Genomic DNA, 22,540 nt, shown 5'->3' on the forward strand with positions numbered 1-22,540 from the left:
TCTCAATCACATCTATCACGCAGCTATTTTATTCAGATAAATAAACAACGCTGCACAGCCAGCCATTATCAAAATATAAAAAATATCACTCACGCACGGCTCATATTTTTGTTTTTTTTCATACTCTCCTGTAAATCCCCTGCAGCACATAGCCGCATACATTTCCTCAGCCATCTCACTGGATTTAAGAAATGTGATGCCAAGAACACCTGAAAAAGATCTCGCCTTGTCCGGATTTTTCCCGACTGATCTCAAGCTGATCGACCGCAGAATATCCACACAAATCTCACCCAGGACTGAGATATATTTTAACGTAATATCCAATGTAAAAATAAACAGTGCCGGAACATGGAAAGTCCTCATGCTGGCGGTAAGTTTATTCCACGATGTCCCTGCTGAAAGGATGCCGACAAGAGTCACCGAAACATACACCCGCGCGGTAATATTAGCCATAGTCTGTGGATTTCCCATAAACACTGCCGGCAAAAGAAGAAAAATTGAGATCAGCACCGCCCCGGCTGTTCCGCTTAATATCTGCCGGATCGCTGCTGCCGAAAAGAAAGCCAGACGGACCGTCACTGCTGCACACATGATCAGCACAAATAGATAATTTTTTGAAGAAGCTGTCAGAATTATAAATAATATCGTATAAAACAATTTAAGAGAAGGAGCAGCAGAAAATCTGCCATCCTTCCCTTCGTTAAATCTTAATTTAGAAAGCACAGACAAAACAGATTTTGTACTTTTAGTCAGAAAAGCCTCTTTGTCTCCAGAAGGCGTGTAGTCCTCTTCCTGACACATCCATGATGGAATCCCTGTTTTTTCTGTTCTATGATCATTCATCTTTATGCCGCTTTCTTTTTAAAGTCAACCTTGTCCTTCATAAGTGAAGAAACGATTTTAAAGAAAATTACCAGAAGTGCCACACCAACGACAGCTGAAAGAATATATCCGGTCCATTCCGGCATGCCTGCCATTGAATAATCCGGAAACAGTGTAGAGAGTTCAAATCCACCTTTCATTCCTGCCGGAGTGTACCCTAGCTGCGTACCACCGCTGACAAGCGTTGCCATCTCATCTACGCCCCATTCACCCCAGGCTGTTCCTGTAGCCAGAAGGCCGATCGGTGTTAAAACAATGAGCACTGCTGCCAGTATATATAATGGTTTAAATGCAGTCTTATCCGGAACCGCATCCAACGCTGCCGGAGCTGCTTTTTCTACGAATGCCAGCACTACTACCGTAAGCACGATCTCTGCCAGACCAAATAAAGTAATGTGTCCAATCATCATTGCCGGTATCGATACACTCAAAGGATATGGGCAATAAAGAGCCTGTCCTGCCGCATCCTTAAACAATAATGGCTGTATTCCAAATTCAACTGCCGCACAAAAAGCTGCTGCATTGATTCCCACATAGGATCCAATCGCTGCACTGAGCTTGCGTTTTCCGGTCTTTTTGAAAAGCAGTTTATACAGGAAAAATCCCAGATACGGCAATACAAACGCCATGTTAAAGCAGTTTGCACCAAATGCAAGAATTCCGCCATCTCCAAAGAGCAACGCCTGTATCAGCAACGCAATGGATACCGATATGCACCCAGCCGCCGGACTTTCGGTAAGGATCGCAATAAGAGTTCCTCCTACAGCATGTCCTGTTGTTCCTCCCGGGAGCGGTACGTTAAACATCATTCCAAGAAATGAAAAAGCAGCACCAATACCAAGAAGAGGCATCTTAGCCTTAGGTATTTCTGTTCTTACTTTGTTGATTGAATATCCCCATACCGGAAGCATGGCCGCTGTCATTACAGCACATGTTGACGGGCTTAAATAGTTCTCAGGTATATGCATAAATATACTTCCTTTCCCTTTGAAAACTTTATTTCATTTGGTGCGCGCCTCTTATATAAGCTGTATTGTAGCACCACATTAAAGCGTCAACAACCCACCCTGGGGGATGCATAAATATTCCATTTTGATATACGTAGCTATCTTTTTGTTATAGGTCGAGACTACTGTAAACATCCGCTTCCAGTTATCATCATACGCATAATCTGCCACCTGCCGGCGGAACAAAAGCCCCCGACTATAAAACTGACTCGACCAGTTTCTTTGTATAATCCATCTTCGGATGATTGATGATCTCATCCGGAGTCCCGCATTCCACAACCTTTCCCTGATAGAGTACCAGTACTCTGTCACAGAATTCCTGCACCAGTGCAAGGTCATGGCAGATAAAAAGAAACGACAGCTCTTCCTTCTCCTTTAATTCTTTCAAGAGCTCCAATATCTGCTTCTGCACCGTCACATCAAGAGCACTCGTGGCTTCATCACAGATCAGTATCTCAGGTCCGACTGCCAGCGCCCTTGCAATTGCAGCTCTCTGGCACTGACCACCGCTGACCTGATGTGGATATCGGTCTGCATATTCCTTATCCATTCCACATTTTTCGAGAAGTTTTTCCACACGTTTGCGTGTTTCATCACGGTTTATCCCCATGTTCCGAAGACTTTCCCCAATTCCGTCTCCCAGCGTACATCGCGGATCAAAAGATTCCATCGGCATCTGAAAAACCATCTGGATATCCTGATAAATATCACGCAGAGCCTTCCCCCTGGCATGCGTAATATCCTGCTCTTTAAGAAAAATCCGTCCCTCTGTGGCAGCTTCCAGATGCGTGATCATCTGTGCGATCGTGCTCTTTCCGGATCCGGATTCACCTACAATCCCGAGGCACTCACCCCGCTTTAGTTCAAAGCTCACATCATCCACTGCTGTAAACTCTTTTTTCCCCGATACAAATACTTTTTTCAGATTCTCTGCCCGCAAAACAATTTCTGACATATCAAACATTCCTCTTCAGAATACAAACTTTATAACAATCCGCCATACTCACATCCCTGATTTTTTCAGTCTCAGTACAGATCCCATCAGCTTCTTTGTATACGGATCCTGCGGATTCTCCAGAACGTTTTTCGTCTCCCCATACTCTCTGACATGCCCATCCTGAAGCACCAGAATCCTGTCTGCCATCATCCTCACCACGCCAATATTGTGGGTTACAAGAATCATCGCTGTGTTGTATTCTTCCCGCATAAACAAAAGCTCTTCCACCACCTGTTTCTGCACCGTTACATCAAGCGCACTCGTCGGTTCATCTGCCAGCAAAAGCTTAGGCCGCATGATCATGGCTGTACAGATTCCCACTCTCTGATTCATTCCCCCTGAGAGCTCAAACGGATAGCTGTCCAGCACCCGATCCGCGTCATTAAGCCCGATCTTTTTCATGATCTCACCGGCACGGTTTCTGACCTCATGTCTGCTTGCTTTTTCATGTTCTGACACTGCCTCATGTATCTGAACACCAATCTTTCGTACCGGACACAGCGCAGATTTGCAGTCCTGAAACACCATTCCGATCTCTTTTCCCAGGTATCTGCGGAGCTCCTTTGCGCTCATATCGGTAAGGTTTTCTCCCTTGTACCAGATATCCCCTCTGGTAACCAGACCTTCCTCTCCCAGGAGCCCCATGACTGCCTTGATGATCGTACTTTTTCCGCTTCCAGACTCACCAACGATCCCCAGAATCTCGCCCTGCTTCAGTTCAAAACTTACGTCCTGGACCACCGGTTTTCCATTATAAGAAATTGTCACATGCTCTACACGAAGCAATGAACTCATAATTAATCATTCTCCTCAGAATTTAGCTGCTGCAAACAACCGTAAAATTTACTCTACATCCAGATCTGCAGTGATCTCATAATAATCACATGGATGTGCTGCCATTCCCTTAACATTTGATTTTGTCACGATTCCCATGTTCAGATGAGATACAAAGAAGAATGCATCATCATCTAAAATATCCTGCTGAAGCTCTACTGCAAGCTTGCCTCTTTCGTCCTTATCAAAGGTCTGGTGAAGCTTCTCTGTCAGCTTGGTAACCTCATCATTCTGGTATTTTCCATAGTTCTTAGAACCGACTACTGTACTGGTAAAGAAGTACTCCGGATCACCGGTCGGTGCAGTTGTTGTAGAGCTTACATACACATCAAAATCTCCATTTTCTGCAAAGGTTCTGTGGTCAGAAGTGTTGTTTACCTGCACGTCAATACCGATATCTTTCAGTGTAGCCTGTGCATATTCTGCAAGCTTTGGCTGCTCCAGACGAGTCGGATAAGTCAGCCAGTTGATGCTTAATTTTTCTCCATCCTTATCCACATATCCGTCACCATCTGTGTCTGTCCAACCAGATTCTTTAAGGAGTTTTTTTGCTCCATCCGGGTCATAAGAAACAGTTTTCACTGCATCATTTCCATAAGAAAAACTGCTCGGGAAAGCTGCCTTGGCCGGCACTCCACGGCCCTGCATGATCACAGAACAGAAGCCTTCTTTATCGATTCCCATCTCAACAGCCTTGCGGATATTCTGGTCTTGCATAAGCTCTGATTCCATATTAAACTGTCCAAAGAAACAGCGGCTGGTCGCACAGGAATTGATGGTATAATCCGGATTATTTTCAAATAACGGGTAGTTGTCATACTGCAGTCCATAAGTACCCTGGATGTCTCCTGTCTGCAGTGCTGCTGTCAGCGCACTTCCGTCTGCAAAGGATTTTACTGTGATATTATCAACCTTGACATCGCCGCCCCAGTAGTCTTTATTTTTGACCAGATCGATCTGAGTAGGAGTCACATTTGTCGCAACATATGGGCCTGTTCCGGCTACATTTGCAGAACCGCCTTCCCCCTGGATTCCATAGTCCATATCAATGATCGCACCATATGGATCACCAAGATAATTGATGATCGCCGGACATGGTTCTGTGGTATAAATGGTAAGTGTCAGTCCGTCTGCATCGATATGATCGATCTTCAGATCATAAGGTGCACGGTCATGAACTGCGATCAGATCTTCCAGACATTCCTTAACAGCCTCTGCATCCATGGTACGTCCACTGGAGAATTTTACCCCGTCACGAAGTGTGATCTTTACAGTTGTATCATCCACAAATTCATAGTCTGTTGCCAGCCATGGTTCTACTTCCATGTTGTCATTATATTTAAAAAGAGTCTCGCCAACACCATAACGAAGAGCACTCCAGCCGGAATAATTGTCATGCGGATTCAGACCAGCATCACCCATTTCTTCGCTGTATCCGGTTGTTCCATAGACAAAAGATTTTCCTCCGTCTGCCCATACACTTGTGGTCATTCCTGCTGCAAGCATAGCTCCTGTAAGAATTGCTGCGATCAGTTTTTTCTTCATGATCTGTTCTTCCTTTCTACTTTTTAGCTCTTTCTTTTGGGTCCATAAAATCCCTGAGCGTATCGCCCAGAAGATTAAATATCATAACTGTAACAAAGATCGCCAAACCAGGCGCAAGTGCCATCCACGACGAAATCTGAAGCATACTTCTTCCATCATTGATCATACTTCCCCACTCTGCCATCGGCGGTTTTACGCCAAGTCCAAGGAAAGAAAGTCCTGCCAGTTCCATCATCATCGTTCCGATATCAAGAACCGCTGTGACCAGGATTGGCCCTGCAATATTTGGCAGAATATGCTTAAACATAATCTTAAATGTACTGCTTCCTGAAAGCCTTACCGCCATCAGATACGGTGCCTCCTTCTGCGAAAGCGTCAGCCCTCTGGCAAGTCTGGCAAACTTTGGCCAGCCGATCACGGCAAGAGCTATAACTGCATTTTGTATACCGCCACCAAGCACGCCAGCCACTGCAAGTGCAAAAACAAGGCTCGGAAATGCCAGAAAAAGATCCGATATACGCATCAGGATTGTGTCTGCAGTTCCACCGCACCAGCCACAGATAATACCGATCACTGTTCCAACTACTGTTACAATTGCTACCAGAAGAAGCGTCGCATAGATACTGATCGTACTTCCCACCAGCACCCTTGAAAACATATCTCTTCCATATCGGTCTGTCCCCAAAATATGCTCTGCACTCGGCGGTTTCTGTGCCTGCAGAAGATCCTGAATGTCCGGATCATATGGGCATAATTTCCGTGCAAAAGCTGCCACAATCAACAGGATCAACGCCAGTATTGCAAAGAAGATCAGCTTCTCTCTGACATGATTTTTGCGCACCTTCTGCCTGCGGACAGAGACTGTTTTTTTCCTGTTTTTCTGCTCTCTCATGCTCTGTCACCTCCCAGTCTTACGCGAGGATCCAGATAATGATAGATAATATCCGTAATCAGATTTACCACCACATAGATGATCGCCATCCACGCCACATACGCCTGAATGATCGGATAATCCCGCATTGTAATGGCATCCACTGCCATCTTTCCAACGCCATCCCACATAAAGATCGTCTCAACGATCGTCGTGCCTCCAAGCAGATTTCCAATCGACAAAGCTAGCAGAGTAATGATCGTAAGCATCGAAGATTTCATAACATTTTTCCAGATGATCACGCTGCCTCGTACCCCTCTTGCACGTGCTCCAATCACATAATCCTTGTTCAGTTCCTCCAGAACGGTTGCTCTCACCTGCCGCGTATACTTGGATGCCATCGATATCGCAAGCGTAAGCGTTGGCAGAACAAGGCTCAATGCCACGTTGTCTGTTGTGATCACCGGAAGCCATCCAAGCTTGATCGAGAAGAAATACATCAGCACCAACGCTGCAAAAAAGTTAGGCATGGAGTTCCCGATAAAACTCAAAAAACGGATCAGATAATCACTCCATTTGTTATGTTTTACCGCTGAAATAATACCCAGCGGGATTGCAATCAGCATCGTTAAAAGCACCGAAGATACCGTAAGAAGGATCGTTGCCGGAAGCTTTTCTGCAAAAGTATCGTAAACATCTCTCTTGGAAACATAGCTCGTTCCCATGTCCCCAGTCACCATTCCTGCAAACCACTTAGCATACTGCACAAGAAACGGCTGATCCAGTCCATACTCCTTTTTCGTCTGGTCAATGACCTCCTGCGAGACAGAAGCACCTGCGTTATCATACATATAAGTAACCGCATCACCACCCGCAAGCCGCATCATCGCAAAAGACAAAAAAGTGATCCCGATTAAGATCGGAATCAACTGAAGAAGCCTTTTAATAATGTATCTAATCATGAGCACTCCTTTATGTCAGTCTAAAACAAATCAAATATCCGCACATTAATTCATTAAATAAAGTCTAACAAATCAAAAAAAAGCACACAACCCCTAGGGAGGGTTATGTGCTATTCCAAAAGGGAATATCACTTGTACATTATGGAATAAGTCTTTTTTAACTTTTATGCAGCCGAGTCATCAGGAAATCAATCAGTTCCTGTACACTTTCATCGATTTTCTCTCCCTTATGGATAATATATCCAAAGAGCACCTTGCTGTCCCCCATATCCAGAGGAATTCCTGGTGTTGTACCTGTTTTATTCTCAGAAAGATAGCTTCCACTCACATTGGAAACCCTGCTGTTTTTCAGCATCTTTTCCATAATGTAGTCACTGTTTGTCAGTACGGAAATGTCAATAGCCTTCCACTGAAAAGAATCCTCATGCACAGAACCAATGTCAAAAAACTCATCCTGATAGTTCTGAATAAACCGGACTCCCTCCAGATCCTGCAGCTCAACTTTGCTCCGTCCAGAATCATAAAGTTCCGTCTTTCGTCCCGGATAAAACACCACATCCGTCTCATACATCGGAACAAACTGCAACTTATTCCGGGATATTTCATGCAGAAAATTCTCCTTCTGCTGACTCAGGATGTACACAAAACCGATGTCGTCCACATAGTCTCTGACACGGTCCATAACGCTCCGAACACCTGCTGTAGTCAGCTGAAAATGATAGTTTTTCTCATAAGTTTCGTTATAAAAATCCACAAACTGATTCGCAAACCAGGAGCTCGGATTCAGCGAAACACGGATCCATTTTGTCATACCATGCGTCGCCATATTTTCCAAAACGCTGATCTCGTTTGTGATTCTGCTTGCATACTGATAAACTTTCTGTCCCTGCACTGTGAGGCGTATTCCTCTCGGAAGCCGCTCAAAAAGCTGCATTCCAAGAGCATCCTCCAACGCCTTGACAACCTTGCTCACACTCGGCTGCGTAGAATAAAGAACCTTCGCTGCATCACTGAAAGAACCCGTCTGTGCACATACTACAAAATACTGTAATTGTTTTAAATCCATATTATTTTACCGTCCTCAGCATAAACAGCGGTGTCGGATTATAGAACTCATCTTTCTCAAGATAGATCCTGCTGCTGATGCCCAGATCCACATGGAACTCCTTCAGACTCATCGCTCCCAGCGTCTCCAGATCCCATGCCGGACGACTGTAAGAACTGATCGGAAGCTGCCGTTTGATCTCCTCACACTCACGCATCATCTCGTTTCCAAGCATATTGTGGGCATGATTTTCCGGCAGATCCTCCACATTTGAAAAGTCTGTAATTCCATAATTCGCATCAAAATTCAGTAGCACGCCGCCCTTTTTCAGCACACGAAGCCACTCTCCATATGCATGCTTTACATGCGGCAGCGTCCAGGTCAGATTCCTGGAAACGATCACATCAAATGTGCCATCCGGGAACCCCGGATTCTCCGCATCCATCACTGCAAACTCACACTCTGCCTGCTCCTCTTCTGCCAGCTGCTTTGCATTCTTGATCATATCCGGCGTCAGATCGATACCCGTCACCTGATGGCCCGCCTTAGCCAGAAGAATCGTAAAAAATCCTGCTCCGCATCCCACATCCAGGATACGAAGCTTTTTATTTTCTTTCGGGAGCTGTGCTTGAATCTCATTCATCCAGCGGTCCGCCATCGCACTGTGAAGCTCCGCACGCCTCTGTTCCAGAAAGCTGTCGCTGCGCTTTTCCCAGTAGTTAACGATACGTTCTTTGCGCTCATCATAGCGGCTTACAATACGTCCATAAGTCACCATCGGACCATTTCCAACCACCTGAAGCGTGCCCGTCTGATACAGGATCACCCCGTCAAACTCCGCCTCACTGACCTCCTTAACCTTGCCTTCATAGTCACGGACTTCACCCAGGATATCGCCCTCCTGGATCATGTCACCAACCTTTTTAAACGGATACCAGAGCCCGTTTTCTTCCGCATCCTGATAGCGCACATCGGCCACCTCCAGCGGATAATACGTACGAAAATCCTTCAGTCCCTGATAGATTCCCATGTGACACAGAATATTCCGGACGTCTCTTCGCGTCGAACGAACCTCCTCATAATTCCAGTCCCCCATGCCGCCACGCTCGATCAGGATACTCGGGATTCCTTGCGAAGCCGCATAATTATACGAACCACCCGAAGCCACGTTGGACTTTACCATATATGGCACATCCACCTGCTCCGCCATCTCACGAGAAACCTTAACCACATCCTCCGGTGCAGCTCCCGCATAATACACATACGGAGTCAGCTTCTCATAATCATCTCCACTGTGCAGATCAATATAAAGATCAGCCACCGGCTGCAGCTCCTGCGAAACCGCCCATGCCAGACGCTCCATCTCCGTACCATCCGGGTTTCCCGGAAATTCACGGTTCAGGTTCTTTGCATCCGCCAGCCCCATACTTCCATTACGCGCCTCAAAAGCCGGACGGTTCAGCACCTTCACGATAATGATCGTACCAGTGACCTTCTCAATCTTAAGCTTTTGTGAAAGCTCGATCGCCGCCTGGATTCCCACATACTCCCCGGCATGCACACCGGCAGTGATCAGCATCGTCTTACCTGTTCCATGTCCATGAAGCACCGTTACCGGAAAACGCAGTTCTCCATTCGCCAGTTCCAGCTCGCCATTCCATTTTTCACCAGGCTCAACCGTAATGTTTTTCAGATGAAAAGCCTCTCTTTTGCGTCCACTTAAAAGGAAGATTGGAGAAGAACTATTGTTAATGATCTCTTCTTCCGTCCAGACCTCTTTCCAGACATTTTCATCACAAAAAACATCCAGAAAACCAGTTTTTTTCATCGTATCCAGATCCCACTTCGGACGTTCCAGACGACTTAACGGAACCTGACGCGCAATCTCTTCCATCTTCTCAATGTCCGTACCACTGTAGTAGTCTTCTACATTCTGCGCTTCTGTCTGCTGACGATCCTTCTCGTATCCGCTGCGTTTCTCTTCATTATATAAATGTCCATACCAGTCTGCATCAAAATTATAGAGAACTCCGCCCGGTTTCAGCACACGAAGCCATTCTTTATATGCCAGATCCGGTCTTGGCAGATTCCAGGTCACGTTTCGTGTCACGATAGCATCAAAGCTGTTACTTTCCACATCAAGAGCCTGCGCATCGCCTGTTTTCCACACTATACACTCCGCTAATCCACCGGCATTCTGCTGTGCTTCCCTCAGCATTTCTTCTGTATAGTCGACCGCCGTCACCTGATAGCCGGCCTCCGCAAGAAGGATCGCAAAAAATCCAGGGCCCGTTCCTACATCAAGGATTTTTATTTCCCCTGGTTCACGTTCCGGGAACGCCTCCCTCAGCAGACTCAGAAGCTTGTCTCTCCACATCGTCCGCCTCGCATCCGCCATCTCCTGCTGATTATATTCCGAATAACCCCTGGCACGATTCGTCCAGTAGTCATGAATTTCATTTTTCAGATCACTCATAATTATTTTCTCCGCCTAAAATAGTATTCTTTTAGTATATAAAAAAAAAGTCCCCGCCACAAGCCTGTGGGGGGGATAGGGAAAAGCTTATCTTTCGTCCTTTTTTCCAAAAAATCCAATCATCCAATTCACAAGAACCGCACCAACCATGCACCCCAATCCATTGTGAATCATGTCATCCCATTCGAACAATCCACGCATTGTGATCAGTTGGCTCGTTTCTATTGTGGCTGATATCAGCACGCCAAATACTAGCGCCTCCTGCCATTTCACCTTCCGGTTCATGATCAGCGGCAGCAACGCTCCCGCCGGTAAAAGCAAAATACAATTCAGCAGATTCTCCTTCAGCAATTCCATATCATGGTACCTGAGTATGGCACTCCATGACCAGAATGGAATCAGTTCATACTGCCGGACCGAACCCGTCCTTGTAAATACTGTAGAACCAAACACAATCCCAAGGAAGACCAGTTCTGCCAAAATCGCAGCTGCCTGGAGCTTATTCATTTTTTCCTTACGTAATAAATAAATCATCATAATAACCGCGATCACCATAATACACGAGAAACAAAAGATTTCCCGGCTTGACCACGGATTATTGTATTCCGTCAAGATCTGATAGATATCCATCTACTGCTCCTTCACATAAAACATTCCAAGTGGTCTTATTATACACTATCTGTCAAATCTTTTGTAAATGTCTCACGTTCTCCTGCATTCTCCCTTCGCCAAATGGATTTTCAATAATAAAACTGCAAAAACCACTTGTAATATATAATAGTATGTGCTATCTTATTTTTATTCAAATCAATTTTAATAAAACAAATTTTAATAAAACTATTTTAAATAAAAGGAGGGCTATTCATATGTTTGTAGGAAGAAAACAAGAGCTGGCATCGTTAGAAGAATTTTATGCCAAAGACGGCATTGGCATGACCGTTATCTATGGGCGAAGACGTATTGGAAAGTCTACTCTTATTACCGAATTTGTCAAAGATAAAAAAACTGTATTTTATACGGCAACAAAAATCGGAAAAACCAGAAATCTGGAGCTATTTTCCAAACAAGTGTTAGATTTATTCATGCCCGGAATTGAAAACATCAGTTTTAACAGTATAGAAGCTGTTTTTGATTTTATTGATAAAAATATAGCTAATGATAAGATAGTACTTGTAATAGATGAATTGCCATACTGGGCTGAAAAAGATGACTCTCTTTTATCTATTCTACAGAAATATATTGACACGATCTGGAATGACAAAAATCTGAAAATAATTTTATGTGGTTCAGCATTAAGCTTTATGGAAAATAAAGTGCTCAGTGAAAAAAGTCCGTTATTTGGAAGACGTGATTCACAGATAAAATTAGAAGCATTTAATTATTTAGATTCAGCCAAATTTGTTCCTGACTATTCAAACGAAGATAAAGCAATCTGCTATGGCATTACTGGCGGTGTTGCAAAATATCTTTCCATGATCGATCCGAAAAAAAACATTGACGAGAACATTATAAGATTATTTTTCAGAACAGATGGTTATTTATATGATGAAACCAGAAACTTACTGACACAGGAATTTTCTGATATATCACTCGTAAATAATATTGTGGAACAGATTGCCTCCGGAGTAAATACACTTAATACCATTTCCGGAAAAATTAACGAGAAAGAGCCAACTGTCTTATACTCATTAGAAAAATTAATCAGTGTTGGGTTAATTGAAAAAAAGAAATGTATCACAGAAGAAAAAAACAAAAAGAAAACACAATATGTTCTAAAAGATTATATGTTCAAATTCTGGTACGAATTTATCCCAAAAGCAACCAGTGTAATTGAAATGGGACAGGGTGCACTTTATTATCAAAAAGCTGTCAAACCGTTCTTACATTCATTTATGGGTTCTGTATTTGAAGAAATGTGCCGATACTATACTCTGAATCAGGGAATAACCGGTGCATATGGTTGTTTCGTTACTTCAATCGGAACCTGGTGGGGTGTAGAAAATATTACAGATAAAAACGGTTCTATACGAGCACAATCTGCCGATATAGATATCGTTGCCTTATCTGATATAGATAAAAAAGCAGTTATTGGCGAATGTAAGTTCAAAAACGAAAAAATTGACAAGGGTATTTATGAAACCTTGGTCAGAAGAGGAACTCTTATATCCAATAAATACAAAATTTCAAAATATATTTTCTTTTCTCTATCAGGATATACAGATTGGTTCAACTCATTATCTGATGAAGATGTTTTGCTGCTTACATTAGATTCACTTTATAGGTGAATAATTGATGCAGGGGGAGTATCGCTGTTTCACTTTTATTAATTTTCTTTTTTCACGTTTTCAATGCTGATTGCAAAATCATACTCCACCATTCGGATCAGCATTTTCGAGTCACCTGTACTCTGGCATTCGAAATGATAACCTTTTTTTCCAATTCTGAAGTATGAATCAGTAATTTTTTCACCATTCAGCGTCTGGTGTTCATTTCGTAGCTGTTCCAACGGAACATCAAGTGGATAATTTGTTCCAAATATCTCATTGAGCACTGGCACAATCAGCTCCGGCATCTTCTGTAAATGAAAGTAACCCTGCAAATATTTCATCCAGCATATTTTTCAGGCTTAAGGTTTCCACCTGCCTCTCCCTTTTGTTCTATTTTAGCATATCCATATATAGAACTCTATGCATTATTACAAATTCTCTTCTACTTCTCCTACTGCAGGAAGATACTCCACAGACAGATCGTCGGCAATGACAGCAGCGTGGAAAAAATAACCATCTTCGTTGCAAACGGAGAATCGACCTGATATTTCTCTGCGAGGATACTGGTTGTCGCACCCGCCGGCATCGCTGCCAGAAGCACGCAAAGACCAAGAACTGTTTTATTCAATGGCAGGAAACTGCATACAATATAAACGACCGCCGGAATAACGACCAGTCTGTGTACGGTATATTTTACAACTGTCCAGTCCCAGAAATCTTTGAGATCAATGTCCGCAAGGATCATACCAATGACCATCATAGACATTGCGGTGTTGCAGTTTCCGACTGCAGTTACTGCGCCGTCAAGTCCAGGAGGCAGTGGAAGTCCTGTAACCATCAGAATAATTCCGAGAACGCATGCCAGAATACACGGATGGGTTACGACTTTTTTCAGTGTTTTCATCTTATCACTGCTTCCGGAAAAAACAGCCAACCCGGAGGACCACATCATGATTCTCTGTGGAATCAGATAAACACTGGCAAGCACCAGACCTTCTGCGCCATAAATTCCCTCTGCGATCGGATTTCCAAGAAATCCCGCATTCGAGCAGATGGTTCCATACTGAAGACATTTATATCGTCCTTCCGGTTCTTTTCGGAACATCACTTTTCCATAAATCACACAGAATACCTGAATACCTATAGATATAAGAAGGATTTCCAGATATTTTATAAAATTTCCATCTGCTGCACTCTGCGTAAACGCATGAAGAATGTTGCACGGCAGGATCAGATAAATAACAAGGTCATTGATGTTTTTTTGCCCCTGTGGTCCGATGATATGTATTTTTTTCATCAAAAATCCTACAGCTACGAGGAGAAAGATCGTGAGCTGTAATGTAAGAAGTGTTTTCATAATATTCTACTTTCCGCGTGTTTCCTTCCTTTGAAACACCTGCTTCCTTTCTTCTTAATTCATTTTCATCCTCATCATTTCAAATCATACTTTAGTGTAGCACATTGTTGAAATCCCCGCAAGAAGGCCAGTTGTACAGAGTTGTATACAATAATCTGCGAACGATTCCGTTTATTACATTACTCCACCCATCCGTTGACGGTTCTCCGCATTTCCTGTAAGATAAAAGTAGTTTTTATTTTACCCTGGAGGCTTTATGCATGAACAATTCTGTATGGAAAAAGCGCCGCAAGCGACTCTTTGAACTCATAGAAATCGGCTCCAACTATGATTGTACCCGGATGTTTCGGAACCGCGCGTGATCTGGATATTTCCCGGAAGGAGATACCTGACCATCCAAATGAGATCGGATATCTCCTTTTTGTACAATCTTCTTATTGACGTTCTTCTTATTTATATGCTACAATCTGTGTCTGTAAACAACGATTCTGTTCTTTCATGTTTACAACAATTTTAATTTCCAAAACATAGTGTGGATTTTTCTGGTCCAACCATTTTTCGCCACACAATTACCCATTGCGGTAGTTGTGCGGCGTTTTTTTATGTCTGCTCCGCCGATACAGATTTTTCAGAATACCGGCACTTACAGATGTTTTTATTTGAAAGGAGTTTCTATGAACGACACATTTATGAAAGAAAAGCCGGTCTTTCCGCTGATCATGTCCATGGCCCTGCCAATGGTCATTTCGATGCTCGTAAATTCTCTGTACAATATCGTGGACAGTTTCTTTGTCGCACAGATCAGTGAAAATGCCATGACCGCGCTGTCGCTTGTTTTTCCTGTCCAAAACTTCGCCAATGCGATTGCGATTGGTTTTGGAATTGGTATCAGTTCACAGATTGCCATCTGTCTTGGTGCCGGAAACAGAGAGACTGCCAGCAAAGCAGCCACACACGGGCTTGCATTGTCCGGTCTGCATGGTGTAATTCTGACAATCGGTTGTATCCTTGTGATGCCTGGATTTCTGGCACTTTTTACTGGTGATGCAGATGTCATTGACCTTGGAATCCGTTATTCTACAATTGTTTTTCTGTTTGCAACGATAAATACGCTTAACCTTGCTTACGAAAAGATCTTCCAGGGCGTTGGCAAAATGAAGATTACGATGATCGGGCTTCTGGTCGGCTGTGTTTCCAATATCATTCTTGATCCGCTGCTGATCTTTGGCCTTGGTCCGTTCCCGGCACTGGGTATTGAAGGCGCTGCACTGGCAACCGGACTTGGTCAGTTATTCAATCTTGTTTTCTATCTGATCATTTACAAAATGCAGCCAATCCAGGTAAAACTCAGCCGCAGACATCTCCATCCGGACATGGCTCTGGCAGCAAGATTATACTCTGTCGGTATCCCGGGAGCACTGAATCTTGCACTTCCTTCTGTCCTGGTTTCTGCACTGAATGGACTTCTGGCAGCCTATTCCCAGAGTTATGTAGTGATTCTGGGAATTTACTACAAACTGCAGACTTTCCTGTATCTTCCGGCAAGCGGGATTGTACAGGGCATGCGCCCGGTCATCGGATACAACTATGGTGCCGGTGAACATAAACGTGTACAAAAAATCTACTTCGTCACACTTGGCATGAGTGGTGTGATCATGTTGATCGGAACAATCATCTGCCTGACAATTCCGGGACAGCTGATCGGCATGTTTACCACAAATCCTCAGACAATTGCCGCAGGCAAAACAGCACTCCGAATCATCTGTGCAGGATTTCTGATCTCTTCTGTATCCGTCACAGCATGCGGTGCACTGGAGGGGCTTGGCAGAGGAACTGCCTCATTGATCGTCTCTCTCTGCAGATACCTGATCATTATCCTTCCGGCAGCATTTATCCTGAGTCATTTCTTCGGGGCCGTTGGTGTATGGAACGCTTTCTGGATTGCGGAAGCGCTGACCGCCGGGGTATCCTTGCTTATCAGCAAGAGGGTTATCGGGGTATAATTCCCTGATATCCCTCTTTTTTTATATTTTCCCTTGACACATACCCTCATGGGGTATATATTACAAGTATAGTGAATATACCCCTGTAGGGTATGCAATTCAGGAATGCCATCGGCATTCTTGCTGCGAGGTGGGAGTCATCTCACATCTGATATAATAAATCTCGAACGAAAGGAAGTTTGCTTATGGATCATAATAACTTTAATGCCAGTTCCTCTACAAAGACAGAAGAAATTATAAAGGAACAAGCAGCTACTCAGGAAAAATCTTGTTGCAGCAATGATAATGCCACCCCAGCCGCTCCTGCCTGCTGCTGTACCAGGCACACCGACCGTTCAGAAGCTGACCGCAAGAAACTCATCAACCGTCTGAAACGTATCGAAGGGCAGATCCGGGGAATCATAGGAATGTTGGAAAACGATGCTTACTGCAACGATATCCTCATTCAGTCAGCCGCCGTTAATGCCGCCGTCAATTCTTTTAACAAAGAACTTCTCGCGAATCATATCCGTACCTGTGTGGCTCGTGATATCCGCGAAGGTAAAGATGAAACCATCGATGAGCTGGTTGCAACTCTGCAGAAGCTAATGAAATAGGAGGTAATACAATGGAACAATACAACGTCACCGGGATGAGCTGCGCTGCCTGCAGTTCCCGTGTGGAGAAGGCCGTATCCAAAGTGCCGGGAGTTACATCCTGCTCGGTCAGCCTTCTGACAAATTCTATGGGAGTTGAAGGAACCGCATCCTCTCATGACATCATCACTGCCGTAGAGCAGGCAGGTTACGGCGCATCACTCAAGGGTGCAAATAAAGAACAGGTTTCCATGTCTGAAGCCGAGAAAGCCCTGGAAGATCACGAGACACCGGTTCTCAAACGCCGCCTGATCGCTTCCATCGGATTTTTACTCGTTCTGATGTACTTCTCCATGGGACACATGATGTGGGGCTGGCCACTCCCGGCATTTTTTAACGATAACCACGTTGCCATGGGACTTGTCCAGCTTCTGCTTGCCGGAATCGTCATGGTCATCAACCAGAAATTCTTCATTAGCGGATTTAAGAGTCTGTGGCACCGTGCCCCCAACATGGACACACTGGTTGCACTCGGCTCCATGGCCTCATTTATATGGAGTGTCTACGCACTTTTTGCCATGACAAGAGCGCAGGTAGACGGTGATTCCACTGCCGTTATGAACTACATGATGGAATTTTATTTCGAGTCTGCCGCAATGATCCTGACGCTGATCACTGTTGGAAAAATGCTCGAAGCACGTTCCAAGGGAAAAACGACCGATGCTCTTAAGAGCCTCATGAAACTTGCCCCGAAAACCGCCATTGTTCTTAGAAGCGATCAGGAAGTAACCGTTCCGATCGAACAGGTTCACAAGGGTGATATCTTTGTCGTACGTCCTGGTGAAAATATCCCGGTCGATGGTGTGATCGTTGAAGGAACCAGCGCCGTCAATGAATCTGCCCTTACCGGCGAAAGCATCCCTGTTGACAAAGCAGCCGGAGATCTTGTTTCCGCCGCAACCGTCAACCAGTCCGGATTTATCAAATGCGAAGCAACCCGTGTCGGCGAAGACACCACTCTCTCCCAGATCATCAAAATGGTAAGTGATGCTGCCGCTACCAAAGCTCCGATCGCCAAGATCGCAGACCGTGTTTCCGGTATTTTTGTTCCGGCAGTTATTACGATTGCAATCGTTACCACGATCATCTGGCTTCTGACCGGACATGAATTTGGCTATGCTCTTGCCCGCGGTATCTCCGTTCTCGTTATCAGTTGTCCATGTGCTCTCGGACTTGCCACTCCGGTAGCGATCATGGTCGGCAACGGAATGGGGGCCAGAAATGGTATCCTGTTCAAAACTGCCGTTTCTCTTGAAGAGGCCGGCAAGGTTCAGATCGTTGCCCTGGACAAGACCGGTACGATCACCAGCGGTCAGCCGGAAGTTACTGATCTGCTCCCTGCAGACGGGATCTCCGAACAGGAACTCCTCACCATGGCATTTGCCCTGGAGAAAAAAAGTGAACATCCGCTCGCGAAAGCGATTCTCAAACATGCTGAAGAACAACATCTTACAGCGCCGGAGGTTACTGATTTCCATGCCCTTCCCGGAAACGGACTCTCTGCAGTGCTCGAACAGGAAACTCTGACCGGTGGAAGCATGAAATTCATCAGCAGCCAGGTAAACGTTCCTGCCACCCTTTCCCAGAAGGCAGAAAAACTTGCAGAAGAAGGAAAAACGCCCCTGCTTTTTGCCCGGAATGGTAAACTGGTCGGCATTATCGCTGTTGCCGATGTTATCAAAGAAGACAGCCCACAGGCGGTCAAAGAACTCCAGAATATGGGAATCCGTGTTGTCATGCTGACCGGTGATAATGAACGCACTGCAAGAGCGATCGGTGCACAGGCCGGTGTTGATGATGTCATCGCAGGTGTTCTCCCGGATGGCAAAGAAAGTGTGATCCGTTCACTTAGGGAACAGGGCAAAGTAGCCATGGTCGGTGACGGAATCAACGATGCCCCTGCACTTACCCGCGCAGATATCGGAATCGCGATCGGTGCCGGAACTGATATCGCGATCGATGCCGCTGATGTCGTTCTGATGAAGAGCCGTTTAAGCGATGTTCCTGCTGCAGTACGTCTCAGCCGTGCAACCCTGAAAAATATCCACGAAAATCTTTTCTGGGCATTTTTCTACAATGTGATCGGCATTCCACTGGCCGCCGGTGTATGGATCCCGATTTTCGGATGGACATTGAATCCGATGTTCGGTGCCGCCGCAATGAGTTTTTCCAGCTTCTGCGTTGTCACCAATGCCCTTCGTCTGAACCTGTTTAAGATCCACGACACAAAAAAGGACAAAAAAATTAAACAAGCTACTTCCATTGAAGTAAAAAATGATTATAATAAAAAAGAAAAGGAGCAAAAAACTATGGTAAAAGTTACAGTTAATGTTGAGGGAATGATGTGCGGACATTGCGAAGCACATGTAAACGAAGCTATTAAGAAAGCATTCGGCGTTGAAGACGTTGTATCTTCTCACGAAAATAACACAACCGTTTTCACAGCACCGGAAAAGGTTGATGAGGACAAGATCCGTCAGACGATCAAAGATGCCGGATACGAAGTAACCGGAATTACACAGGAATAAAAGGAAGCTATGAACAACACACAGGATAAAAAAAAGCCAGAAGAAATCCATAACCTGCACTATTATATCGATCACATTCGATATGATATGACCAGTCTTATCAAATGGCTGGTTCTGGCAGTACTGACCGGACTGAGCGTAGGCTTCATCAGCAGCCTTTTTGCCAGAGTACTGAAATTCGTAACCAACTATCGTACAGAGCATTTCTGGGTATTCTTCTTGCTTCCTGTTTCCGGTCTGATCATTGTTTTTCTGTATCAGAAATTCGGTCAGGAAGATGGCGGAACCAATCAGGTTTTATCAACGATCCGTTCTCAGGATGATGTGCCTTTTCGTTCTGCTCCGCTGATTTTCGTTTCTACGATCCTGACTCACTTTGCCGGTGGATCTGCCGGTCGTGAAGGTGCTGCAATTCAGCTCGGCGGAAGCATCGGCAATCAGCTTGGAAGCTGGTTTCACCTCGATGAAGAAGACCATCATGTCATGGTCATGTGCGGTATGAGTGCTGCTTTCTCCGCAGTTTTCGGAACACCGATGGCAGCGGCAGTCTTTTCTATGGAGGTCGTGAGCGTTGGCATTATGTATTATGCCGCACTGGTTCCATGTGTGATTGCATCCATTATTGCCTCAAAATTTGCCGCCGGCTTTGGCATCAATCCGGAATCTTTTCATGTAGTCAATATCCCGGAACTTACCATCGAAACAGGACTCAAGATGGTTCTTGTTGCCGTTGCCTGTGCTGCCATCAGTATTATTTTCTGTATGGCACTTCAGGGTGTCAGCAAACTTTATGCGAAATTTTTAAAAAATCCATATATCCGTATCGTCGCAGCCAGTGCCATCATTATTGTGATCACACTCTTTTTGCGCACCTCTGATTATATGGGTGCCGGAAATAACCTGATCGAACTTGCTGTCGAGAATGGTCAGGCTCGCCCGCTGGACTTTTTCTGGAAGCTCGTACTCACTGCCCTGACCATGCGCGCCGGTTTCCGTGGCGGTGAGATTGTTCCTTCCTTCTGCATCGGAGCAACATTCGGATGTATCATGGGACACCTGATCGGTCTTTCCCCATCCATCTGTGCAGCCGCCGGAATGGCAGCCCTTTTCTGTGGTGTTACCAACTGCCCGATCACTTCCATCCTGATCGCATTTGAGCTGTTTGGCTTCCGTGGTGCGTCCTATTACCTGATTGCTGTATCTATCAGTTATGCCGTATCCGGTTACTATGGTCTGTACAAGGATCAGACGATCGTATACTCCAAATATAAAGCTAAGTACATCAATCGTCATACTCGTTTCTAAATTTATAAAATTTAATTTTACATATTCCGATGTCTGCTACTCTTTAAATAAATAGTTTCAGGCATCGGAATTCTCCTTTTATTCTTCTTTTATTTTACTTTCGATTCCCATATATTTTTCTCACAATAACGTAAAAAATGTTAGAAATTTAACGTGTATTTTATCAAAAACTTTACTTGTGCATTGAAAATAATGTGTTAGAATAAAGGTGTATTTTTTAGGAAAAGTAGGAGGAATTTGAATGCGCAAAACAAAAATTATCTGTACCCTTGGTCCATCTACTGATAAGGACGGTGTTCTGGAAGAACTCGTTAAAGAGGGAATGAACGTAGCACGTTTTAACTTCTCTCATGGTTTACATGATGAACAAAAAGGCCGTATTGATAAATTAAAAGAAATTCGTACAAGACTCAATAAACCGGTAGCTGCGCTTCTCGACACAAAGGGACCTGAAATTCGTATCCGCGAATTTGAAGATGGAAAGGTCACACTGAAGGAAGGTCAGGAATTTACCTTAACTACAGAAGAAATCGTAGGAAACGAAAAAATCGTTTCTGTTACCTATAAAGATTTATATAAAGATGTCAAACCAGGCAACAGCATTCTGATCGATGATGGTCTGATCGGACTTGAAGTCAAGAAGATCAAAGGTCAGGACATCATCTGTAAAGTCGTAAACGGTGGTGTTCTCGGCAATAAGAAGGGCGTCAACCTCCCTGGTGTAGAAGTAAACATGCCGTTTATCAGCCCGAAGGATCACGATGATATCCTGTTCGGTATCAAAGAAGGCTATGATTTTATCGCAGCTTCCTTTACCAGAACTGCTGCCGATGTCAAAGAAATTCGTGATATCCTTGAGAAAAACGGAGGACATGACATCAAGATCATCGCAAAGATCGAGAACCAGCAGGGTGTTGACAACATCGACAGCATCATCGAAGCTGCAGATGGTATCATGATCGCCCGTGGTGATATGGGTGTTGAGATTCCACTTGAAGATGTACCGGTTATCCAGAAGGATATCATTGCAAAGGTATACAGCGCCGGCAAACAGGTTATCACAGCTACTCAGATGCTGGATTCCATGATCAAGAATCCACGTCCGACCCGTGCAGAGACTACTGACGTTGCCAACGCAATCTATCAGGGTACCAGTGCGATCATGCTGTCTGGTGAAACCGCTGCAGGTAAATACCCTGTAGAAGCGCTCAAAACCATGGTCAAGATTGCCGTACGTACAGAAGCTGACGTCGAATATAACAAACAGTTCAGTATTCGTACAAAAGAGCCTGCAACAAACGTAACTACTGCAATCTCTCATGCCACCTGCATGACTGCAATTGACCTGAACGCAAAAGCGATCATCGCAGTTACCCGTTCCGGAAATACTGCACGCATGGTTTCCAAATATCGTCCGGGATGTCAGATCATTGCATGTACTCCGGATGAGCGTACCTGGCGTCAGATGAACCTGATCTGGGGTGTAACACCACTCCTGACCAAAGAGGAATACAGCATGGAGATTCTTCTTCTTCACGCTACAGAAGCAGCTGAAGAAAAAGGTTATGTCAAAGAAGGAGATATCGTTGTTCTTACAGTTGGTGTTCCTCTTGGACATCCTGGCAACACAAATCTGCTCAAAGCAACCGTTGTTGGTAAGTATTAATCTGCTTATTGCATCAGAATTAACCATTCTGTAAAATCGTATGCAAAAAAACAAGGTCATTATCTCCTGTTTTGGACGATAATGACCTGTTTTTTACTCATTCTGTGATTGAATTAACAATTTATTTTACCAGATAAAAGTGGATTATGCTCTAAGAAAA

Annotated in this window: 18 protein-coding genes; 6 read left to right on the forward strand and 12 right to left on the reverse strand. The window is 44.5% G+C overall.

The window, feature by feature from the left end; all coding sequences use genetic code 11:
• Nucleotides 1-15 precede the first annotated feature (15 nt).
• The 10 genes from LI112_RS13410 to LI112_RS13455 form a co-directional block, all read right to left on the reverse strand.
• Nucleotides 16-843 (reverse strand): energy-coupling factor transporter transmembrane protein EcfT, encoded by an 828-nt coding sequence (locus LI112_RS13410; RefSeq protein ID WP_227190876.1) that lies wholly within the window; start codon nt 841-843, stop codon nt 16-18.
• Between the two features lie 2 nt (nt 844-845).
• Nucleotides 846-1,850, reverse strand: a complete 1,005-nt coding sequence (gene cbiM / locus LI112_RS13415; protein WP_227190877.1) for a cobalt transporter CbiM — start codon at nt 1,848-1,850, stop codon at nt 846-848.
• Between the two features lie 235 nt (nt 1,851-2,085).
• Nucleotides 2,086-2,844 carry an ABC transporter ATP-binding protein gene (locus LI112_RS13420; protein WP_227190878.1) on the reverse strand — a complete coding sequence of 253 codons (759 nt, stop codon included), beginning with the start codon at nt 2,842-2,844 and terminating at the stop codon, nt 2,086-2,088.
• A gap of 48 nt (nt 2,845-2,892) precedes the next feature.
• Nucleotides 2,893-3,681, reverse strand: a complete 789-nt coding sequence (locus LI112_RS13425) for an ABC transporter ATP-binding protein (protein ID WP_227190879.1) — start codon at nt 3,679-3,681, stop codon at nt 2,893-2,895.
• Between the two features lie 48 nt (nt 3,682-3,729).
• The gene (locus LI112_RS13430) at nt 3,730-5,265 is read right to left on the reverse strand and encodes an ABC transporter substrate-binding protein (protein ID WP_227190880.1); all 1,536 of its coding nucleotides are present in this window, start codon (nt 5,263-5,265) and stop codon (nt 3,730-3,732) included.
• A 16-nt stretch (nt 5,266-5,281) separates the two neighbouring features.
• Nucleotides 5,282-6,157, reverse strand: a complete 876-nt coding sequence (gene nikC / locus LI112_RS13435) for a nickel transporter permease (RefSeq protein WP_227190881.1) — start codon at nt 6,155-6,157, stop codon at nt 5,282-5,284.
• Nucleotides 6,154-7,098: a nickel ABC transporter permease gene (nikB, locus tag LI112_RS13440; RefSeq protein WP_227190882.1), complete on the reverse strand. Its 945-nt coding sequence runs from the start codon at nt 7,096-7,098 to the stop codon at nt 6,154-6,156. Before nikB ends, nikC begins: the two co-directional genes overlap by 4 nt.
• Before the next feature lie 157 nt (nt 7,099-7,255).
• On the reverse strand, nt 7,256-8,164 hold the full coding sequence (locus tag LI112_RS13445) for a LysR family transcriptional regulator (protein ID WP_227190883.1): 909 nt from the start codon (nt 8,162-8,164) through the stop codon (nt 7,256-7,258).
• 1 nt (nt 8,165) lies between these two features.
• The gene (locus LI112_RS13450; RefSeq protein ID WP_227190884.1) at nt 8,166-10,619 is read right to left on the reverse strand and encodes a methyltransferase domain-containing protein; all 2,454 of its coding nucleotides are present in this window, start codon (nt 10,617-10,619) and stop codon (nt 8,166-8,168) included.
• A gap of 87 nt (nt 10,620-10,706) precedes the next feature.
• Nucleotides 10,707-11,249 carry a VanZ family protein gene (locus LI112_RS13455; RefSeq protein WP_227190885.1) on the reverse strand — a complete coding sequence of 181 codons (543 nt, stop codon included), beginning with the start codon at nt 11,247-11,249 and terminating at the stop codon, nt 10,707-10,709.
• 236 nt (nt 11,250-11,485) lie between these two features.
• On the opposite strand from LI112_RS13455, the gene LI112_RS13460 reads away from it, so the two are divergent.
• Nucleotides 11,486-12,904 (forward strand): ATP-binding protein, encoded by a 1,419-nt coding sequence (locus tag LI112_RS13460; RefSeq protein WP_227190886.1) that lies wholly within the window; start codon nt 11,486-11,488, stop codon nt 12,902-12,904.
• Nucleotides 12,905-12,942: 38 nt separating this feature from the next.
• Here the strand turns inward: LI112_RS13460 and LI112_RS13465 are convergent, their stop codons facing one another.
• Entirely contained in the window at nt 12,943-13,227 is a 285-nt protein-coding gene (locus tag LI112_RS13465; RefSeq protein ID WP_227190887.1) for a hypothetical protein, read from the reverse strand.
• Nucleotides 13,228-13,337: 110 nt separating this feature from the next.
• Nucleotides 13,338-14,243: an AEC family transporter gene (locus tag LI112_RS13470; protein WP_118013095.1), complete on the reverse strand. Its 906-nt coding sequence runs from the start codon at nt 14,241-14,243 to the stop codon at nt 13,338-13,340.
• A gap of 674 nt (nt 14,244-14,917) precedes the next feature.
• Between LI112_RS13470 and LI112_RS13475 the strand changes: the two genes are divergently transcribed.
• The 5 genes from LI112_RS13475 to pyk all read left to right on the forward strand — a co-directional run bounded on the left by LI112_RS13475 (nt 14,918) and on the right by pyk (nt 22,380).
• Nucleotides 14,918-16,246: an MATE family efflux transporter gene (locus tag LI112_RS13475; RefSeq protein WP_227190888.1), complete on the forward strand. Its 1,329-nt coding sequence runs from the start codon at nt 14,918-14,920 to the stop codon at nt 16,244-16,246.
• Nucleotides 16,247-16,431: 185 nt separating this feature from the next.
• Nucleotides 16,432-16,842 (forward strand): metal-sensing transcriptional repressor, encoded by a 411-nt coding sequence (locus LI112_RS13480; protein ID WP_227190889.1) that lies wholly within the window; start codon nt 16,432-16,434, stop codon nt 16,840-16,842.
• A gap of 11 nt (nt 16,843-16,853) precedes the next feature.
• Nucleotides 16,854-19,409: a heavy metal translocating P-type ATPase gene (locus LI112_RS13485; protein WP_227190890.1), complete on the forward strand. Its 2,556-nt coding sequence runs from the start codon at nt 16,854-16,856 to the stop codon at nt 19,407-19,409.
• Between the two features lie 9 nt (nt 19,410-19,418).
• Nucleotides 19,419-20,714 carry a chloride channel protein gene (locus tag LI112_RS13490; protein ID WP_227190891.1) on the forward strand — a complete coding sequence of 432 codons (1,296 nt, stop codon included), beginning with the start codon at nt 19,419-19,421 and terminating at the stop codon, nt 20,712-20,714.
• A 241-nt stretch (nt 20,715-20,955) separates the two neighbouring features.
• Nucleotides 20,956-22,380, forward strand: a complete 1,425-nt coding sequence (gene pyk, locus LI112_RS13495; RefSeq protein WP_227190892.1) for a pyruvate kinase — start codon at nt 20,956-20,958, stop codon at nt 22,378-22,380.
• Nucleotides 22,381-22,540: the final 160 nt, after the last annotated feature.

It is taken from the genome of Blautia sp. 210820-DFI.6.14, from assembly GCF_020558815.1.
Taxonomy (GTDB): Bacteria; Bacillota; Clostridia; order Lachnospirales; family Lachnospiraceae; genus Blautia_A; species Blautia_A obeum.

Bases quoted from the DNA above. Each gene is read 5' to 3' on its own strand.
- LI112_RS13410 (WP_227190876.1), bottom strand. From the start codon at position 843: ATGAATGATCATAGAACAGAAAAAACAGGGATTCCATCATGGATGTGT.
- cbiM (WP_227190877.1), bottom strand. From the start codon at position 1,850: ATGCATATACCTGAGAACTATTTAAGCCCGTCAACATGTGCTGTAATG.
- LI112_RS13420 (WP_227190878.1), bottom strand. From the start codon at position 2,844: ATGTCAGAAATTGTTTTGCGGGCAGAGAATCTGAAAAAAGTATTTGTA.
- LI112_RS13425 (WP_227190879.1), bottom strand. From the start codon at position 3,681: ATGAGTTCATTGCTTCGTGTAGAGCATGTGACAATTTCTTATAATGGA.
- LI112_RS13430 (WP_227190880.1), bottom strand. From the start codon at position 5,265: ATGAAGAAAAAACTGATCGCAGCAATTCTTACAGGAGCTATGCTTGCA.
- nikC (WP_227190881.1), bottom strand. From the start codon at position 6,157: ATGAGAGAGCAGAAAAACAGGAAAAAAACAGTCTCTGTCCGCAGGCAG.
- nikB (WP_227190882.1), bottom strand. From the start codon at position 7,098: ATGATTAGATACATTATTAAAAGGCTTCTTCAGTTGATTCCGATCTTA.
- LI112_RS13445 (WP_227190883.1), bottom strand. From the start codon at position 8,164: ATGGATTTAAAACAATTACAGTATTTTGTAGTATGTGCACAGACGGGT.
- LI112_RS13450 (WP_227190884.1), bottom strand. From the start codon at position 10,619: ATGAGTGATCTGAAAAATGAAATTCATGACTACTGGACGAATCGTGCC.
- LI112_RS13455 (WP_227190885.1), bottom strand. From the start codon at position 11,249: ATGGATATCTATCAGATCTTGACGGAATACAATAATCCGTGGTCAAGC.
- LI112_RS13460 (WP_227190886.1), top strand. From the start codon at position 11,486: ATGTTTGTAGGAAGAAAACAAGAGCTGGCATCGTTAGAAGAATTTTAT.
- LI112_RS13465 (WP_227190887.1), bottom strand. From the start codon at position 13,227: ATGAAATATTTGCAGGGTTACTTTCATTTACAGAAGATGCCGGAGCTG.
- LI112_RS13470 (WP_118013095.1), bottom strand. From the start codon at position 14,243: ATGAAAACACTTCTTACATTACAGCTCACGATCTTTCTCCTCGTAGCT.
- LI112_RS13475 (WP_227190888.1), top strand. From the start codon at position 14,918: ATGAACGACACATTTATGAAAGAAAAGCCGGTCTTTCCGCTGATCATG.
- LI112_RS13480 (WP_227190889.1), top strand. From the start codon at position 16,432: ATGGATCATAATAACTTTAATGCCAGTTCCTCTACAAAGACAGAAGAA.
- LI112_RS13485 (WP_227190890.1), top strand. From the start codon at position 16,854: ATGGAACAATACAACGTCACCGGGATGAGCTGCGCTGCCTGCAGTTCC.
- LI112_RS13490 (WP_227190891.1), top strand. From the start codon at position 19,419: ATGAACAACACACAGGATAAAAAAAAGCCAGAAGAAATCCATAACCTG.
- pyk (WP_227190892.1), top strand. From the start codon at position 20,956: ATGCGCAAAACAAAAATTATCTGTACCCTTGGTCCATCTACTGATAAG.